Origin of the sequence: Janthinobacterium sp. SUN033, assembly GCF_030397595.1 — a bacterium.
In the GTDB taxonomy this organism is placed as follows: Bacteria; Pseudomonadota; Gammaproteobacteria; order Burkholderiales; family Burkholderiaceae_D; genus Janthinobacterium; species Janthinobacterium kumbetense.
Genome location: NZ_JAPQNV010000004.1, coordinates 40360 through 57587 on the forward strand (window position 1 = coordinate 40360; position 17228 = coordinate 57587).

The following is a 17228-nucleotide window of genomic DNA, read 5'->3' on the forward strand; positions in this document are numbered from 1 at the left end:
AGGAGTCGATCATGACGCGCAAATTCATCGATTGCCGGGAATTTCCAAGCGACACACATTGCTCGGTGGCCATCTCGGCCGACAGCGAGGAAGAGCTATTGGGTATTGCCGTGGAACACGCGGTCTCGGTACACCATCACCACGACACGCCGGAGCTGCGCCAGCAGCTGCGTCAACTGTTCAAGGACGGCATGCCGCCCGAACACCTGCCCATGACGGGACAGGCCGGCAGCAGCGGGGCCTCGCACGCGCACTAGCCTGCCAGGGCTTGCGCCGGTTTCTGCAAGCGCAAGCCCAGCACGAGCGGCACCAGCGCCGCGTACACGACGATCACGGACAGCCAGACGGCACCGGGCCAGTACGCCCGGACGCCAAAGTAAATGCTGGAAAACACCAGCGGACACAGCACGGACGCCAGGCTCACGGCCGAGGCCAGCACGCCCTGGAACTGGCCTTGCCGGTCCTCGGCAACTTGCCGCGTCGCCAGCGACTGCAAGGCCGGCGCGCCGATGCCGCCCAGGGCGAACACGGGCATGATGGCGAAGATCATCCAGCTACGCGTGGCAAACGCCATGACGGTCAATGCCACGCAGGCGCAGGCCACGCCCGTCAGGATGGTGGCGCGTTCGCCCAGCAGTTTCACGGCCGGACCGGGCAAGAAGGCCTGGGCCAGCGCCTGGCACACGCCAAAAGCGCCCAGCGACAGGCCGATCCACAGTCCGTTCCACGCGAACGCATCGTGTCCCCACAAGGCCCAGCACACGCCATACACTTCCCCGGCCGCGCTGAAGGTAAAGAAGATGACGGTGATCGGCAGTAAGCTTTTCTCCGAGAAAACCCAGCGTAAGGGGCGCAAGGGATGCAATGCCGCCAGGTCGATTTTTCCGCGTGTCGGCGTTCGTGATTCGGGCAAGCTCAACCACGCCAGCAACAGATTGCCCGCATTCAAGACGGCTGCCGCCATGAACGGCAGGCGCAGCCCGTAGTCGCCCAGCGCGCCGCCCAGCACGGGGCCGATGATGAAGCCTGCGCCGAACATGGCGTTGAGCAAGCCGAAGCGGCGCGCCCGCTGGTTCTCGGCCGAAATATCGGTGAGGTAGGCGGTGGCCACGGAAACGTTGGCACTCGTCAACCCAGCGATGGCGCGCCCCAGCAACAGCATCCACAGGCTGGGCGCGAAGGCGAGGAACAGGTAATTGACGGCCGCGCCCGCCAGCGACAGCAGCAGCACGGGACGCCGGCCCAGGCGGTCGCTCAATGCGCCCAGTACCGGCGCAAAGATGAACTGCATCAGCGCGTACAGGGCCGTCATGATGCCGATATACGGCGCCACGTTATCGGCATGCGTGACGTCCCGCAGCAGCGCCGGCAAGATGGGAAAGACCAGGCCGATGCCGATGGCGTCGAGCACGACAGTGGCGAAAATGACGGGCAGCGCCGCCACGGGAAGGGATTTCTTCATATACTCAATCTAAATATGTACTCAGTACATAAATAGTATTCCCCATCTTGCCGCGCCATCAAGCGTTATCTGTACTCAGTACACTTCGTGTATGATCGGGGCAACATGACGATTCCTGCCGACCTCCGCTCCCGCAAACGCCTTGCCACCAGGCAAGCCATCTCGAATGCCGCCACGCGATTGTTCTTCGTGCACGGTTTCGAGCAAGTGACGGTGGACGAGATCGCGGCTGCGGCCAGCGTGGGACGCATGACGGTGTTCAACCATTTCCCCCGCAAGGAAGACATGTTCTTCGACCGCGAGGAAGAGGGACGCGAACTGCTGCGCGCCGCCCTGCGCCAGCGCGATCCCGCCATCGCTCCCATCGAAACCCTGCGCCTGCTGGCGCACCGCCTGGCGGCCGAGGACAGTCCCTACCTCACGTTTTCTGCCGCCGGCCAGGGTTTCATTGCCACCATCGAGGCCAGCGCTACCTTGAAGGCGCGGGCGCGGGCGATCCGCGACGAGCTGGCGCACGTGGTGGCGCTGGCGCTGACCGACGCCACGGGGCGCGATGCAAGCGATCCCCTCGCCCACCTGGCGGCCAGCCTGCTGCTGGCCACGTGGAGCACCGCCCTCATCGAAGCGCACCGTGCCTTCGCGCAACATGGCGACGCGCAACTGGCCAAGGCCGGCTTCCTGTCCCTGGTGGACCGGGGACATACGGGCTTGAACGCCGCCATGGCGGGCACGCCCTACGCCTGAAGCGACAGCCCCCTTCGTTCAGGCAGCCCATCGTCTGTCGCAGCGCAAGCCTTCGTACTTCCTTGTTTCATTTGCCAGCACCTGGGCTTGCGTACCGTCTGGCGCCTTCCTATCATGAAACCACGCGCTGGCAAACGATGCATGCAGGCCGGCACGCGGGGACAGTCCTCCTGCTTCCCGTCACCATACCCATAACCGCATGCAGCCGCTGGGAGGTACACGATGAATACCTTGACGAACGGCCAGCTCAATGAGTTGCAAGCCTCATTGAGAGGGCAACTGTTACAAACGAACGACGCCGGCTACGACAGCGCGCGCGCCGTCTGGAATGCGATGATCGACCGGCATCCGGCCCTCATCGCGCGCTGCGCGGGCACGGCCGACGTGCGCACGGCGCTGGCGTATGCACGCGACCACGGCCTGCCCCTGGCCGTGCGGGGCGGCGGCCACAATATCGCCGGCAGCGCCCTGTGCAACGATGGCCTGGTGATCGACCTGTCCGGCATGCGCTCGGTGCATATCGATCCGCAACAGCGCCGCGCCCACGTCGAAGGCGGGGCCACCTTGCACGACTTCGACCACGAGGCGCAAGCGTTCGGCCTGGCCACGCCGCTGGGCATCAATTCCACCACGGGCGTGGCAGGACTTGCCCTGGGCGGCGGCTTTGGCTGGCTCAGCCGCACGCTGGGCCTGGCGGCCGACAACTTGCTGGCGGCCGATGTCGTCACGGCCGACGGCCAGTTCCTGCATGCGAGCGCGACGGAGCATCCGGACCTGTTCTGGGCCTTGCGCGGCGGCGGCGGCAACTTCGGCGTGGTCACGCGCTTCGAATTCCAGCTGCATCCGGTGGGGCCGCAAGTGACGGCCGGCCTCATCGTGTTTCCCTACGCGCAAGCCAAGGCGGTGCTGACGAAATACCGCGATTTCGTCGACGGCATGCCCGATGCATTGACCGTCTGGGCCGTCTTGCGCAAGGCGCCGCCGCTGCCCTTCCTGCCGCCGGAAGTGCACGGCCAGGACGTGCTGGTTCTGCCCGTCTTTTCGCCCGTGCAATCTTCCGCCATGCAGGAAGCGATCGAGCGCATCGGCAGCTTCGGCCAGCCGCTGGGCATGCACCTGGGCAGCATGCCGTACACGGCCTGGCAACAGGCGTTCGATGCCCTGCTCACGCCGGGCGCGCGCAATTACTGGAAATCGCACAACTTCACGCAGCTCAGCGACGCGGCCATCGATACCGTCATCCGCCATGCCGGCAAGCTGCCGACGCCGCAATGCGAAATCTTCCTCGGCCTGCTGGGCGCGCAGGCGAGCCGGCCGGCGCCGCAGGATACGGCCTATCCGCACCGCGACGCCCTGTACGTGATGAACGTGCACACGCGCTGGGACGAGCCGGCCGATGACGCGCGCTGCATCGCCTGGGCACGCGAGTTCTTCAACGACGCGGCGCCGTATGCGACGGGCAGCGTGTACGTCAATTTCCTGACCGAGGATGAAAGCGGGCGCACGGCCGACGCGTATGGCGTGAACTATCCGCGCCTGGCGCGCATCAAGAAGCAATACGATCCCGCCAACCTGTTCCGCGCCAACCAGAACATCTGTCCGGCCGCCTAGGCTGCCACGGCGCAGCGCTTTGCAATCCCTTGATCCAGGGCAATGCAATGCGCTCGCCGCCCGCTTACAATCGCCGGCTTTGCCCCTCCTCCATGCGCCACGCTCCCGAACTTCTCCTGCCTGCCGGTTCCCTGGCCAAGATGCATGCCGCCTTCGACTATGGCGCCGACGCCGTCTACGCGGGCCAGCCCCGCTACAGTTTGCGCGTGCGCAATAACGATTTTTCGACCTTGCAAGCCTTGCAGGAGGGAATTGATGGCGCCCACGCGCGCGGCAAGCAATTCTTTGTCGCCAGCAATATCTTCGCCCACAACGCCAAGCTGAAAACGTATTTGCGCGACATGGAGCCTGTGATCGCCATGCGCCCGGACGCCCTGATCATGGCCGATCCGGGCCTGATCATGATGGTGCGCGACAAGTGGCCGGAGATTCCCGTGCACCTGTCCGTGCAGGCGAACGCCGTCAACTGGGCCGACGTGAAATTCTGGCACCGCATGGGCTTGACGCGCGTGATCCTGTCGCGCGAACTGTCGCTCGACGAGATCGAGGAAATCCGCCAGCGCTGCCCGGAAATGGAACTGGAAGTGTTCGTCCACGGCGCCCTGTGCATCGCCTATTCGGGCCGCTGCCTGCTGTCCGGCTACTTCAATCACCGCGACCCGAACCAGGGCACGTGCACGAATTCCTGCCGCTGGGATTACAAGGTGAAAAATGCCACCGAAGACGCCAGCGGCGACCTGGGCGGCATGCAAGTGGTGCCGCTGGAATTCCACCAGGCGCTGGCCGAGGCCGACAACAACGCGTTTTCCGCCCTGCACCAGCAGCCGCGCCACCCGCTGGCCGACCAGCCATATTTAATTGAAGAAGCCCAGCGTCCGGGCCAGCTGATGCCGATCCTCGAAGACGAGCACGGCACCTACATCATGAACTCGAAGGACTTGCGCGCCGTGGAACACATCGAGCGCCTGGTGAAAATCGGCGTCGATTCGTTGAAGGTCGAGGGCCGCACCAAGTCGCTGTACTACGCGGCGCGCACGGCGCAAGTCTACCGCCAGGCCATCGATGACGCCGTCGCGGGCCGGCCCTTCGACATCAGCCTGCTGGGCCAGCTGCAAGGCTTGGCCAACCGCGGCTATACGGATGGTTTCTACCAGCGCCACCACACGCAAGCGCACCAGAACTACATGCGCGGCGCGTCCGAGGCGGACCGCAGCCAGTACGTGGGCGACGTGCTGGGCGTGACGGACGGCTGGGCCAGGGTGGACGTGAAAAACCGCTTTGCCGTGGGCGACCGCATCGAAGCCGTGCATCCGGGCGGCAACCGCGACTTCACGATTACCCGCATGCTGGCCGACGATGGCGGCGAGATCCAGGTGGCGCCCGGCAGCGGCCACTTCGTGCGCATCGAACTCGACGTGTCCCTCGACAAGGCCTTGCTGGCCCGCTATTTGTAACCGCCAGTCTGGAGCGCGGGGTGGCGAACCAGTATGTAAGTGTTTGATTTGACAAGAAAAATTCCCGCTGGCACGGCCTGAATAATTTGTTTAGGCTTCAACATTGCTATACGATACGGCCACCCTGCGCCCGGGGGGCCTGATCGGCATCCCGTGCGTCCCTGACACGTTCACCGGAATCCCCGATGCCACCTGCCACCTCTGCCCTGATCACCAATGACGCCGTCGTCCTCGGCCTGCTCGCCATGACTCTGGGGGCCGTCTTCTGGACCGCCTCCCGCCAAAATGGCTTCTGGAAAAAGTTCTATACGTATATCCCGTCCCTGCTGATGTGCTATCTGATCCCGGCGTTGCTCAACACCTTCGGCATCATCGACGGCAACACGTCCGGCCTGTACGCCGTGGCGCGCGACTATCTGCTGCCCAGCGCACTCGTGCTGCTGTGCGTGGCCATCGATTTCGGCGGCATCATCCGCCTCGGCCCCAAGGCCATCATCATGTTTCTCACCGGCACACTCGGCGTGATGCTGGGCGCCCTCGTCTCGTTCGAAGCGCTGCGCCTGATCCACCCGGAAACGGTGGCGGGCGACACATGGCGCGGCATGACGACTGTCGCCGGCTCATGGATAGGCGGCGGCGCCAACCAGGCGGCCATGAAGGAAGTGTTCGAAGTGGACGCCACCCTGTTCGGCCAGTTCGTCGCCGTCGACGTGCTGGTGGCCAACGTCTGGACGGCCGTGCTGCTGTTCCTGGCTGGCCGCGCGGGCGCCTTCGACCGCTGGACGGGTGCCGATTTGACGGCCATCAATGCGCTCAAGGACAGCATCGAAAGCTACCGCGCCCAGCACGCGCGCGTCGCCACCCTGACGGACATCATGATCATCCTCGGCGTGGGCCTGGGCGTGACGGGACTGTCGCACTTCCTGGCCGGCCCCATCATCAGCTGGATCAATACCATGCCCGCCGCATGGCGCCTGCAGGATTACAGCCTGACGTCGAACTTCTTCTGGATCGTCGTGCTCGCCACCACCTTCGGCTTGCTGCTCAGCTTTACCCGGGCGCGCAGCCTGGAAGGCGCGGGGGCATCGACCATCGGCTCGGCCATGCTGTACGTGCTGGTGGTCACCATCGGCATGCACATGGATCTCGGCGCGCTGCTCGACAAGCCGTTCTTGTTCCTGCTGGGCCTGATCTGGATCGCCGTGCATGGCGGCTTGATGCTGCTCGTCGCCAAGCTGATCCGCGCACCCCTGTTCTTCATGGCCGTGGGCTCGCAGGCGAACATCGGCGGCGCCGCGTCGGCCCCCGTCATCGCCAGCGCCTTCCACCCGGCCCTGGCGCCCGTCGGCGTGCTGCTGGCCGTGCTCGGCTACGCGCTGGGCACCTACGGCGCCTACATCACGGGCTTGATCTTGCGCAGCATGGCGGGGTGACGCTCCTGGCAGCGCGGTAACGACAACGCCAGCCTTCGGGCTGGCGTTGTCGTTGGTTCTCGAATCAGCTTGCTACCGGCCATCAATAGTTGCTAGGGAGAGACATAAAACATAAATAAATAATAACTTTGTGCTATATATGGCATGAATTGAGATAATATTTTAAAGCAACATATTTTCAAGAAAGTAAATTCTTTAATTGCTTTAAAAGCATCATCGCACGCAACAGGGCATAGCCAGCCTCCCCCCCACTCATGAATGAACGTTTCCCCACTCCGTTGACTAATATCAAGTCAGTATGGACCGGCAGCATGCGTCCAACGCCCGCAGAAATGCGTGAGTTTCCTTACGATACGTCGTCGCCACTCCCCCATAAAAAGCTATTGGTATGCGCAGCGCCACGCGCATCGAGCAAACGCCTGGCCCGCCTGTTACTCGGCGCAGGGATCGGCGTGCCGCTGGAGTATTTCAACGACAATAGCGTGCAGGCGCTGACGGAGCGCTGGCAAATCAAGAAACAGGATTACCTCGCGCATATTTTTGCCAGGCGTTCTGCGAATGGCCTGTTCGCATCGAATATCCAGTTTCCCCAGATACAAAAGTGGCCGTATCCACACGACTTTACCGCCTTGTTCGAAGGAGCGACGGTCATTCATTTGATCCGCGACAACAAGCTCGCCCAGGCGGCATCCCTGGCGACCTGCATGATCACGGGGCGCTGGGGTTTCGAAATCGCCCCGGTAACAAAAAATTACTCGACCTGGCGCCTTAAACTGGCGGCGCGCAAGGCCATGCAGCTGATTGCCGTGGATGAGCAACTCTGGCAGGACTGGTTCAAGCAACGGGGTATCGAACCGCTCGTCATCAGTACCGAACGTGTCAACCGGCACGATCTGACGCTGATCGATGACATCGCCGCCTTGCTCGGCGTCAATGCCGATGCGGCAAGCGCCCAACGCATGCTGGACGTGGACCAGGGCGCCTACCCAGGGGACCAGGAACTGAAATCGCGCATACGCACGCTCGTCGAAGAACTTGCGGCACGCGGCTAGTCAACGCCCTGGCTTCCCCGTTTTCATTGAACACACACAACAAGACAGGACGAACATTGAATATCTTTATGGTGCGCCCCACCACTCGCAATATCGGCAACGATCTCATCGGCTACGCTACGGCAGAGCTCCTCTATGAGGTGTTCGGAGCGGCCACCAATGTCGTCAGCATTCCTGCCTTGAAGGGACCGCAATTTGGCGGCCTGGTGCCACGCCAGATTTACGACATGAACCGCCTCGCCGACGCCGTCATCGTGGGCGGCGGGAATCTGTTTGAAAACGGCCAGCTGTCCTATGATGCCCAGGCCGTCAATGCCTTGCGCCGGCCGATGATGCTGATGGGGCTATCCCACGGCCGCATCACGGGCCGCGACGGACAAATGGAAGACCGCACCGATGCGCTCAGCCCGACTGCGATACGGCACCTGGTCGAGCATGCCAAGGTGGCCATGGTGCGCGACACGGGTTCGCAGGAAATCCTCGCCGACCTTGGCGCCAAGGTGACGGTCGGTGGCTGCCCCACGCTGTACCTGCCGCCGAATGCCGAGGGCGATGCCGCCAAGGGCGGCGTGATCATTTCCATCCGTCACCCCATGCGCATGAGCGTTCCGGCCACCTTGCAGTGGCGCATCGCCGAAGACTTGCGCCGCCTGATTGCCGCCCTGCGTGCCGAATATGCGCAACCCGTCTACCTGGCTTGCCACGACTACATCGATCTCGAATTTGCCGCCGGCTTCCCGGAAGCGGCCCCCCTGTACTTTGACGAAGTCAGCCGCTACATCGAAGCGCTGCGCACCTGCAAGCTGCACGTCAGCTACCGCCTGCATGGTTTCCTGCCCTGCCTGGCCATGGGCTCGCACAGCATCAACCTGTCGTATGACGAACGGGGCCGCTCGATGCTGTCGACCATCGGCATGGCGTCGTGGGATGTTGATCTGATGCAAAGTGGCGACTGCGTGAGCGCCATCATGGACCGCGCGCGCTCGGTCGCGCAGTATCGCCGCGCGCGCCAGGACGCCCTGCCGCTGATACAGGAGTTGCGCCAGATCACGGTGCGCGGCTTGCAAACCTTGCGCACCCTGGCATCGGAGCAATGAAGATGAGCGCTCCATCCTCGACACAGGGCGTGTGGCTCAAGTGCCACGTCCGTGAACTCGCCCCGTGGGCAACGATGACCGAGCGCGTGCTCAGCGAAATTATTTCCACGGTCGAACAAATGAAGGGCGCCGCGGCAGCCCAGGTGCTGCGCCAGCATGGCATCGAGCGGCTGCACGAAGTGATCGACACCGACGACGTGACGTCCTTGCGCAACCAGGTGCTGGAACGCTTGCGCCAGCCCTTGCTGGCCATGGCGACGGCCGTCGGCCGCCAGGTCCTGGGCTGGGATGGCGATTTCTATGTGGATGACTATTTGATCCTGCGCATCAACTTCCCCTACGAAGTGGCGCGCAAGACCAATCCGGCGAGCGAAAATCCCGGCATTGGCCGCCTCAGCGCGGCCGTGCGCGAGCAGTTTCAGGCCCGTAAGGTCATTGACCCCGTGTACGCGCCGAAAGACTATCACCGGGGCCACCCGCCCGCCGCCTGGGCGCATGGTCCGCACATCGATAGCTGGGCCGGCCATTCGCGGGACGGACGCAATATCTGGTGGGCCATTGGCGAGGTGCCGGCGGAAGCGGGCATGGTGCTGTATCCGGAACTGGCCAACGCCTCGCTGCCCTGCGAGCGCCGCACGCTGTACCTGCAAGCGGGCTACCGCCTGCCGGTGCCGACTTATCTGCCGCTGGCGGCAGGCGAGATGCTGGTCTTCGATCCAGAAGTGCTGCACGGCACGCACCTCAATACGACGGACGCGACGCGCGTGGCCATCTCCATGCGCCTCAATGCTTCCCGCCCGACCTTCGATCCCGCCTGTTTTTACTCGCGCGAATTCTGGCGCCGGGCCGCCGATATCGAACAGGGCCACGATATAGTGCTGCACCTGCGACGCGAAGACAATTTCGGCGCGCCCGTCGTCGCCGCTCCCGTGCAGACGCCGGCAGCCGTTCCCGTCGTTGCCGGCCAGCTCGACCAGGCGAACGGCGTCATACATGGCCAGCTTCCTGCTGACGGGCCCGATACGCAGCGCATCATCGTCGATGCCGCGCCGTATCGCATCATGCTGGTGCGCACCAGCGACGGCACCCGCGCCTACGATGCGGCCTGCCCGCATTACGGCGTGGACCTGGCCGATGGCGGCTGCGACAGCGACAAAGTGTATTGCCCGGCCTGTGCCATCTCGTTCGACTTGCAAACAGGAAAATCGTCCTGCCCGTCATTGACACTGCAACCGTATGACATCCGGCAAGACGGCGCAGCCATCCGCATCCGTGTTGCGCCGCCAGAAGCCGTGGCGCCATGAGCGTCGCCCCCGTCAGCGTCATCATTTGCACCAGGAACGGCTGGTCCAGGGGGTTTCTCGACGACACCTTGCAATCGCTGCTGGCCCAGTCCCGGCCCGCGCAGGAAATCTTGCTGATCGACGATGCCAGCAGCGACGGCACTGCCGCTTACGTCCACGCTGCCTACCCGCACGTGACCATCGTGCACAATGCGGGCACCGGCCTGGCGGCCGCCAGGAATACGGGAGTGGCCGCCGCCCGTTGTCCATGGGTGGCCTTCATCGACGACGATGACATCTGGCTGCCTGAAAAACTGGCCGAACAACTGGCACAGGCAGAAGCATCCGACACGCCAGATGCGATTGTGTATGCATCGCAAGTTGCCACGCTTAACAGCCATGGCGGCAATCCCGTGGCCTGGGCAACGCCACGGCAATTTGCCGCCTGGCCCGCCTGCCTGTTGGGTTCTCCCATCCAGCCATCCGGCGTGCTGCTCAGCAAACGGCTGCTCTCCCGTATCGGGCCATTCAGCGAACAGCTGAAGGAAGGCGCCGCTTACGATTACTGGATACGCTGCCTGAGTGCCGGCATGTCCATACACTACAGTAGCAACGTCCTGCTGCACTATCGGCAACATCATCCGCAAATGACCGCAATATCGCGCAAGCTCGAGCATTTCCTGCATATCGACGCCATGCTCACGCCGCACCTTGCGCGACTGGCGCCAGCACTGGCCAACAGGATCCGCTCAGCGCGCAAGCTGAACAATCTGCGTTCCCTGCTGAACCATACCGGTATCCCGGCAGCAACACGTTACTGGCGCGCCAGCGCCCCTTGCCCGGTGCCCGGCCTGCGCACTCTTTCCTATTTCTTGCTAGATACTGTTGCATGCCGGGCTCCGCACCGGATTCGCCACACGCTGCGGCAGCGCGCCATGCAGCTGCTCATCGGCAAGGAAACGCCCTTGCCCGGGCTGCGCCCGAAACGATCCGGACACCTGACGTAAAGGTCCGCAACGCCAGCACTCACGCTGGCGTTTTTTGTTTTTCGGTCACTTTTTCCACCAGACCACTCTCTGTTTGGCCTCGCGGCTTGATGGGAAAGCGCGCCCCACAATGTAGCAGAAACCCCTCAAAACCAAATTTCCGCACCATTTTTGTGCAAAATCTGCGATGATAGTTGCCCAAATAACCGATTACCTCCATGGAATTCTGATGAAATACGCATCTGCTCACGAGTATGTCCAGCATGTCGCCGCACGCAATCCAGGTCAACCCGAGTTTCTGCAAGCCGTCACCGAAGTCATGGAGAGCTTGTGGCCATTCCTGGAACAGCATCCGAAATACGCGGAACAAGGCTTGCTGGAACGCTTGATCGAGCCGGAGCGCGTGGTGATGTTCCGCGTATCGTGGGTCGATGACCATGGGCAAGTGCAAGTCAATCGCGGCTACCGCATCCAGCACAGCATGGCCATCGGGCCGTACAAGGGCGGCATCCGCTTCCACCCGTCCGTGACCCTGTCCGTGCTGAAATTCCTTGCATTCGAGCAAACGTTCAAGAATGCGCTGACCACGTTACCGATGGGCGGCGGCAAGGGCGGCGCCGATTTCGATCCGAAGGGCAAGAGCCCGGGCGAAGTGATGCGTTTCTGCCAAGCCTTCGTGAGCGAACTGTTCCGCCATGTGGGTTCGGACACGGACGTGCCGGCCGGCGACATCGGCGTGGGCGGGCGTGAAGTGGGCTATATGGCCGGCATGATGAAAAAACTCAGCAACCGCGCCGACTGCGTGTTCACGGGCAAGGGCGCCAGCTTCGGCGGCTCGCTGATGCGTCCGGAAGCGACGGGCTACGGCACCGTGTATTTCGCAGAAGAAATGCTGAAAACGCAGGGCCGCTCGTTCGAAGGCATGCGCGTGTCCGTGTCCGGCTCGGGCAACGTGGCGCAATACGCGGTGGAAAAAGCCATGGCCATGGGCGCGAAAGTCATCACCGTCTCCGATTCGAGCGGCACCGTCATCGACGAGGAAGGTTTCACGCCGGAAAAGCTGGCCATCCTGATGGAAATCAAGAATCATCTGTATGGCCGGGTCAGCGATTACGCCGCGCGCACGGGCGTGCGCTTCGAGGCGGGCGTGTCGCCATGGCATGTGCCGGTCGACATCGCCCTGCCCTGCGCCACGCAAAACGAACTGGACATCGACGCTGCGCGCACCCTGATCGCCAATGGCGTGCAGTGCGTGGCCGAAGGCGCCAACATGCCCACCACCATCGAGGCCGCCAAGGCCTTCGAAGCGGCCGGCGTGCTGTACGCGCCGGGCAAGGCCAGCAATGCGGGCGGCGTAGCGACTTCCGGCCTGGAAATGAGCCAGAACGCGGCCCGCATATCGTGGCCGCGCGAAGAAGTCGATGCACGTTTGCTGCAGATCATGCAAGGCATCCACGCCGCGTGCAAGCAATACGGCACGCGCGCGGACGGTTCCGTCAGCTATGTGGATGGCGCCAATATCGCCGGCTTCGTGAAAGTGGCCGATGCGATGCTGGCGCAGGGTGTCATTTAACCCCAGGACAGATACGGGGAGCATCTTGAGAATTAACGACACCTGACAAAACCGTAGCGAGCGGAAGAGAGAGGTGGCCGAGAAGCGCAACCGTACTCGGGTACGGTGAGCATCGCAGGCCGCCTATATCGACGCGCAGTAGGTTTGGTCAGGTGTCCTACGACATTTCAGGCTTCATCAGACTCTTGCGGCTGATGGTGCGGCCCGATACCATGAACTCGCCGTTGCCACGGTAGTGCAGGGTTTCGGGCAGCTTGGGCGAGGTGGCCACGTGGGCTTTCACGCACTCGAAAATGAAGAAGCCGCCCTTCGGATTGCCTGCCACCTGGGCCAGCTTGCATTCGAAGTTGGCGTAGCACTCGGCGATCAGGGGCGCGCCCACCTGCTCGGCCGGCTGGGGCGTCAGGCCAAAGGCCGTGAACTTGTCCGTGTCTGCGCCGCTGCAATTGCCGATGGCGACCACCTGGTCGACCATGTCGGCCGTGGGCAGGTTGATCACGCACTCCACGCTGCGCTTGATCATTTCATAGCTGTGGTTCGCGTCGGAAATGAAGCAGCCCAGCAACGATGGCGAAAATTCCATCAGCATGTGCCAGGCCATGGTCATGACATCGCTTTCGCCCTGCCACGTTGAACTGACCAGCACCACCGGTCCCGGTTCGAGGAAGCGCCGGATGTCGGCGACGGGATAATCTTCTTTGTGGTAATTTTTCATGCAGTCTCCAGGACGCGGTACGCCACAGCATAGCCCAACGGCGCCTTGCCGGGCGCGCGGCTGGCCGCTGGCGGCGCTCGTCCGCGCCGCGATTTGTGCAGTTCATCGCAAATTTCTCCCCAATGGAGATGTTGCACAATAGAATACACTGATCAACTACTCAAGGAAACCGCCATGCGTCCTCTGCTCCTGTTGTCAGCCCTGTCCCTTGCCTGCCTCGCCACCCTCGCGCATGCCGACGAGCAAACCCGCACGGTCGGCGCCTTCAACGCCATCGATATCCGCGGCCCCATCAGCATCGAAGTCGAATCGGGCAAGGAGCAAAGCCTGCTGCTGCGCGGCGACCAGAAATTCCTCAGCGGCGTGATCACGGAAGTGGTCGATGGCGAACTGAAAATTTCCATGAAGGACAAGGACATCAAGAAGACCGAGGGCGACCCGCGCATCATCATCACCATGCCGACCTTGCGCAAGCTGATCGCGGAAGGCGCGGGCGAAAAGATATTGACCAAGCTCAATGGTCCAAGAGTCGACATCAGCTACAAGGGCGCGGGCCGCCTGGCCGCCGATGGCCAGGTCGACTGGCTGCGCCTGAAGGCGCAAGGCGTGGGCGAAGTCGATACGAAAGCCTTGCTGGCGAAAAACGTCGACGTCAATTTCGAAGGCATCGGCTCCGTCAAGGTGTATTCCTCGGGCGAACTGAACGCCGTGGTGCGCGGCATGGGCGAACTGACGTATTACGGCAAGCCGAAGATCGTGCACAAGTCGATCGCCGGCATCGGCAGCGTCAATGCCGCCAAGTAAGATTTCCTGAAAAAAACAAGGCCATCAGGCCAGGGGAGACCGCATGACCGCAATACCCGAAACCCAGGATAACGATGCGCCGCTGGTGCTGCGCGAAGACGAGGGTGGCCTGGTCACCCTGCGCCTGAACCGTCCCCTGCAATTCAATGCCCTGTCGGAAGCCATGCTGGCCGCGCTGCAAGAGGCGTTCGATGCCATCGCGCAGCAACCGCACGTGCGCTGCGTGGTGCTGGCCGCCGAAGGCAAGGCCTTTTGCGCGGGCCACGACTTGCGCCAGATGCAGGCCACGCGCCAGCTTGCGTATTATCAAACCCTGTTCGCGCAATGCTCGCGCGTGATGCAAGCCATTCAAACCTTGCCCGTGCCCGTGATTGCCCGCGTGCACGGCATCGCCACGGCGGCCGGCTGCCAATTGGTCGCCAGCTGCGACCTGGCCGTGGCGGGCGCGTCCGCGCGCTTTGCCGTCTCCGGCATCAACGTGGGCCTGTTCTGCGCCACGCCATCGGTCGCCCTGTCGCGCAATGTGTCGCCCAAGCGGGCCTTCGACATGCTGGTGACGGGCCGCTTCATCGACGCCGACACGGCCGCCGACTGGGGCCTGATCAATGAAACGGTGGCCGACGCGGCGCTCGACGAGGCAGTGGCGCGCCTGGCCCAGCAGATCATGGAGAAAAGCCCGACGGCCATCCGCTACGGCAAGCAGATGTTTTACCAACAGCGCCAACTGCCGCTGGACGAGGCGTATGCGTATGCGGGCGACGTGATGGCGCGCAACATGATGGAAGAGGATGCGGAAGAAGGCGTGGCCGCCTTTTTAGAGAAGCGGCCGCCCGACTGGGCGACCGTCAGGTAGCTTAACGCTGTTCCTTCATCTGCTGCTGGGCCGAAAGACTCAAGGTTCCCAGGTCTTCCTTGCCCAGCAGCGGCAATTGCGCCAGCAGCTGCATCAGGGCGGAACTGCCCGTCACGTCCAGCTCGGACGATTGCACCAGCACCGTGCCGGCACCCGTGAAATCGATCTGCTTTTCCTCGCCCGACAGGGTAAAACCCGTAAGCGCGCCGGCGGCCGAGGCCCAGCCCTGCACGTGGGCGTAATCGTAGTGATACGAGGGACTGGGGCAGTCGGCCCAGCCCAGCACGGCCTGCTCGTCCACGCGGCACGGCAATTCCAGGAAATGCACGGGGCCGTTCGACGAGGCGATGACTTTACCGGTGCCTATCATCGTCAGATAGCCGGGCAAGGTCGATTCCTGGCAAATCACATCCTTGGTAAAACCCAGCAGGTTTTTCGCGCGGATGGTCATGTTGGCGTTGTCCAGGTCGTAGCACGCCAGGTCGTTGCCGTTGTCGCCGAGGATCAATTGGCCCTGCCCTTGCGCCACGACAAAGTGGTGCACGTACTTGGGCGCATTGAAGGCGTTGCGCACGATCAAGTCGAGCACGCTGCTGCCCATGGCTTCGAAGCGCAGCTCGCCATAGAAGGCGATCATCTTGCCCTTGCGAATGAAGATCTGTTCCTTGACGTCGATGACATACGAAAAACGGTTCAGGTTATCGTTCTTCGGCAAGGTATCGGGATTGTAAATCGTCATGGCTTACCTTTCGCTCGCTTGGATATAGACCGTGCCCTGGCCCGTGAATTTCACCTGGTACGATTCGCCGGACGCCTGGCCGACGAAGGTTTTCCAGTTCAAGTCCGTGACGATGGTCGAGCTCAGCTGCCCCGTGTGGCCGATATACGCTTGCGGGTCGACAAACACGGGCACGTCCGACGTGACGGGCAAGCCGATGGCATTGCCGTCCGACAAAATCGCCACTTCGCCCGTGCCTTGCAAGGTGGTGGTAAACAAGCCCTGGCCCGAGGCCATGCCGCGTACCACGCCCTGCACGCCGCCTTGGTTGCCCAGGAACATGGTGCCGGCCGTCAGGCGCGCATCGAAGGCCAGCAGGGAATCGCTTTCCACATAAAACGTTTCGCCGCGCACGGGGACGATGCTGACGAACAGGCCGCCCTGTGCGTAAAACACGCTGCCCGTGCCGCGCGCCGACATCAGGGCGTAGCCCTCGTTCGTGACGGCGCGCATGGCCAGGCTTTGCACGCCCTGGCCGGCCAGGAAGGAGCGGCTGAACGCCACGTCGCCCTGGTAGGACACCATGGCGCCCTTGCGGGCGAATACTTCTTCATTGCCGAGTTTAACCTCGAGCATCTTTTCATTGATTTGCTGATAGACAGGCATGGCGGGTCCTCGCTGACTTAACGTTCGGCGGGCTGGATGAACACCACGCCCTGGCCTGTGAATTTATGCTGGTACGATTCGCCCGAGCTCTGGCCGATCATGGTGCGCCAGTTGACGTCGAAAACGAATTCCTGGCGGATGTCGCCCTTGAAGCCGACGAAGGCGTCCGGGTCCACGCGCAGCGGGTGCGCGGGCGTCACTTCCAGCATGATCAGGTTGCCGCGCGAAATGACGGCCAGGTTGCCATGCCCTTCGACGGTGGTGGAAAACAGGCCCTGGCCCGAACTGGCGCCGCGCAGACCCGCAAAGCTGGTGCCCGTCTTCAGGCTCGTGTCGTAGGCCAGCAAGCTGCTGCTTTCGATGGTCAGCTTTTCACCCGTCAACGGAATAACGGTGATCTCGGCCGCATTCTGCGCGAAAAACACGGTGCCCGTGCCGGCGGCCTGCATCACCTGCATGCCTTCGTTCGTCACCTTGCGCTTGAGCGCGCCGAACAGGCCCTCGCCGCCGAGCAGGGATTTCTCAAATTTGATGCTGCCCGTATAGGCGACCATGGCGCCGGCAATCGCCAGCACTTTTTCATCCTGCAGGCGCACTTCCAGCAGGCGGTCGGTATTGGTGCGGAAACTGGTCACGCGCGACTCCCCAAGAATGCCAGGGCACAAAGCCATGGCTATCCGACAAGATACCGTTGGCGTTACCACCATGCAAGTGCTATTCCTCCCGAACGGGGGTGGGTGAATAAAAAAAAAGCGTGCCCGGAGGCACGCCTTGCGT

Annotated in this window: 17 protein-coding genes; 12 read left to right on the forward strand and 5 right to left on the reverse strand. The window is 62.7% G+C overall.

All coding sequences use genetic code 11. The features are described 5' to 3' along the window. Window positions 1-11: 11 nt before the first annotated feature. The gene (locus tag OX460_RS17285) at window positions 12-257 is read left to right on the forward strand and encodes a DUF1059 domain-containing protein (protein WP_099665586.1); all 246 of its coding nucleotides are present in this window, start codon (window positions 12-14) and stop codon (window positions 255-257) included. Here the strand turns inward: OX460_RS17285 and OX460_RS17290 are convergent. Then, a complete protein-coding gene (locus tag OX460_RS17290) occupies window positions 254-1462 on the reverse strand; it encodes a TCR/Tet family MFS transporter (RefSeq protein WP_289899405.1) in 1209 nt (402 codons plus the stop codon). The two genes, OX460_RS17285 and OX460_RS17290, sit on opposite strands and share 4 nt — an antisense overlap. 105 nt (window positions 1463-1567) lie before the next feature. On the opposite strand from OX460_RS17290, the gene OX460_RS17295 reads away from it, so the two are divergent. From OX460_RS17295 to gdhA, 9 genes are all read left to right on the forward strand, one after another. Further along, window positions 1568-2206: a TetR/AcrR family transcriptional regulator gene (locus tag OX460_RS17295; protein ID WP_289899406.1), complete on the forward strand. Its 639-nt coding sequence runs from the start codon at window positions 1568-1570 to the stop codon at window positions 2204-2206. A 222-nt stretch (window positions 2207-2428) separates the two neighbouring features. Next, a complete protein-coding gene (locus tag OX460_RS17300) occupies window positions 2429-3817 on the forward strand; it encodes an FAD-binding oxidoreductase (RefSeq protein ID WP_289899407.1) in 1389 nt (462 codons plus the stop codon). A 92-nt stretch (window positions 3818-3909) separates the two neighbouring features. Further along, on the forward strand, window positions 3910-5271 hold the full coding sequence (gene yegQ, locus OX460_RS17305) for a tRNA 5-hydroxyuridine modification protein YegQ (protein WP_289899408.1): 1362 nt from the start codon (window positions 3910-3912) through the stop codon (window positions 5269-5271). Between the two features lie 185 nt (window positions 5272-5456). Then, entirely contained in the window at window positions 5457-6704 is a 1248-nt protein-coding gene (locus OX460_RS17310) for a DUF819 family protein (RefSeq protein ID WP_289899409.1), read from the forward strand. A gap of 311 nt (window positions 6705-7015) precedes the next feature. Next, window positions 7016-7756 (forward strand): Stf0 family sulfotransferase, encoded by a 741-nt coding sequence (locus tag OX460_RS17315; RefSeq protein ID WP_289899410.1) that lies wholly within the window; start codon window positions 7016-7018, stop codon window positions 7754-7756. Between the two features lie 56 nt (window positions 7757-7812). Then, window positions 7813-8853: a polysaccharide pyruvyl transferase family protein gene (locus OX460_RS17320; protein ID WP_289899411.1), complete on the forward strand. Its 1041-nt coding sequence runs from the start codon at window positions 7813-7815 to the stop codon at window positions 8851-8853. Window positions 8854-8855: 2 nt separating this feature from the next. Beyond that, window positions 8856-10157: a Rieske 2Fe-2S domain-containing protein gene (locus tag OX460_RS17325; protein ID WP_289899412.1), complete on the forward strand. Its 1302-nt coding sequence runs from the start codon at window positions 8856-8858 to the stop codon at window positions 10155-10157. Further along, window positions 10154-11143 (forward strand): glycosyltransferase, encoded by a 990-nt coding sequence (locus OX460_RS17330; RefSeq protein ID WP_289899413.1) that lies wholly within the window; start codon window positions 10154-10156, stop codon window positions 11141-11143. Before OX460_RS17325 ends, OX460_RS17330 begins: the two co-directional genes overlap by 4 nt. Before the next feature lie 208 nt (window positions 11144-11351). Then, window positions 11352-12695, forward strand: coding sequence for an NADP-specific glutamate dehydrogenase (gene gdhA, locus OX460_RS17335; RefSeq protein ID WP_289899414.1), 1344 nt, complete (start codon window positions 11352-11354; stop codon window positions 12693-12695). A 157-nt stretch (window positions 12696-12852) separates the two neighbouring features. Here gdhA and OX460_RS17340 read toward each other — a convergent pair whose 3' ends face one another. After that, entirely contained in the window at window positions 12853-13410 is a 558-nt protein-coding gene (locus OX460_RS17340; protein ID WP_289899415.1) for a flavin reductase family protein, read from the reverse strand. Between the two features lie 174 nt (window positions 13411-13584). Here OX460_RS17340 and OX460_RS17345 point away from each other — a divergent pair, with 174 nt between their 5' ends. After that, a complete protein-coding gene (locus tag OX460_RS17345; RefSeq protein ID WP_289899416.1) occupies window positions 13585-14214 on the forward strand; it encodes a head GIN domain-containing protein in 630 nt (209 codons plus the stop codon). A gap of 43 nt (window positions 14215-14257) precedes the next feature. Further along, window positions 14258-15067: an enoyl-CoA hydratase gene (locus tag OX460_RS17350; RefSeq protein ID WP_289899417.1), complete on the forward strand. Its 810-nt coding sequence runs from the start codon at window positions 14258-14260 to the stop codon at window positions 15065-15067. Window position 15068: 1 nt separating this feature from the next. Here the strand turns inward: OX460_RS17350 and OX460_RS17355 are convergent, their stop codons facing one another. From OX460_RS17355 to OX460_RS17365, 3 genes are read right to left on the reverse strand one after another with little or no spacing between them, the layout of a single operon-like run. After that, window positions 15069-15806: an AIM24 family protein gene (locus OX460_RS17355; RefSeq protein ID WP_289899418.1), complete on the reverse strand. Its 738-nt coding sequence runs from the start codon at window positions 15804-15806 to the stop codon at window positions 15069-15071. Between the two features lie 3 nt (window positions 15807-15809). Further along, on the reverse strand, window positions 15810-16451 hold the full coding sequence (locus OX460_RS17360; protein WP_096233707.1) for an AIM24 family protein: 642 nt from the start codon (window positions 16449-16451) through the stop codon (window positions 15810-15812). 17 nt (window positions 16452-16468) lie between these two features. Then, complete coding sequence (locus OX460_RS17365; protein WP_077399203.1) at window positions 16469-17122, reverse strand: AIM24 family protein; 654 nt, start codon at window positions 17120-17122, stop codon at window positions 16469-16471. Window positions 17123-17228 lie beyond the last annotated feature (106 nt).

Coding starts and splice junctions, on each gene's coding strand:
- OX460_RS17285 (WP_099665586.1), top strand. CDS start 12: ATGACGCGCAAATTCATCGATTGCCGGGAATTTCCAAGCGACACACAT.
- OX460_RS17290 (WP_289899405.1), bottom strand. CDS start 1,462: ATGAAGAAATCCCTTCCCGTGGCGGCGCTGCCCGTCATTTTCGCCACT.
- OX460_RS17295 (WP_289899406.1), top strand. CDS start 1,568: ATGACGATTCCTGCCGACCTCCGCTCCCGCAAACGCCTTGCCACCAGG.
- OX460_RS17300 (WP_289899407.1), top strand. CDS start 2,429: ATGAATACCTTGACGAACGGCCAGCTCAATGAGTTGCAAGCCTCATTG.
- yegQ (WP_289899408.1), top strand. CDS start 3,910: ATGCGCCACGCTCCCGAACTTCTCCTGCCTGCCGGTTCCCTGGCCAAG.
- OX460_RS17310 (WP_289899409.1), top strand. CDS start 5,457: ATGCCACCTGCCACCTCTGCCCTGATCACCAATGACGCCGTCGTCCTC.
- OX460_RS17315 (WP_289899410.1), top strand. CDS start 7,016: ATGCGTCCAACGCCCGCAGAAATGCGTGAGTTTCCTTACGATACGTCG.
- OX460_RS17325 (WP_289899412.1), top strand. CDS start 8,856: ATGAGCGCTCCATCCTCGACACAGGGCGTGTGGCTCAAGTGCCACGTC.
- OX460_RS17330 (WP_289899413.1), top strand. CDS start 10,154: ATGAGCGTCGCCCCCGTCAGCGTCATCATTTGCACCAGGAACGGCTGG.
- gdhA (WP_289899414.1), top strand. CDS start 11,352: ATGAAATACGCATCTGCTCACGAGTATGTCCAGCATGTCGCCGCACGC.
- OX460_RS17340 (WP_289899415.1), bottom strand. CDS start 13,410: ATGAAAAATTACCACAAAGAAGATTATCCCGTCGCCGACATCCGGCGC.
- OX460_RS17345 (WP_289899416.1), top strand. CDS start 13,585: ATGCGTCCTCTGCTCCTGTTGTCAGCCCTGTCCCTTGCCTGCCTCGCC.
- OX460_RS17350 (WP_289899417.1), top strand. CDS start 14,258: ATGACCGCAATACCCGAAACCCAGGATAACGATGCGCCGCTGGTGCTG.
- OX460_RS17355 (WP_289899418.1), bottom strand. CDS start 15,806: ATGACGATTTACAATCCCGATACCTTGCCGAAGAACGATAACCTGAAC.
- OX460_RS17360 (WP_096233707.1), bottom strand. CDS start 16,451: ATGCCTGTCTATCAGCAAATCAATGAAAAGATGCTCGAGGTTAAACTC.
- OX460_RS17365 (WP_077399203.1), bottom strand. CDS start 17,122: ATGGCTTTGTGCCCTGGCATTCTTGGGGAGTCGCGCGTGACCAGTTTC.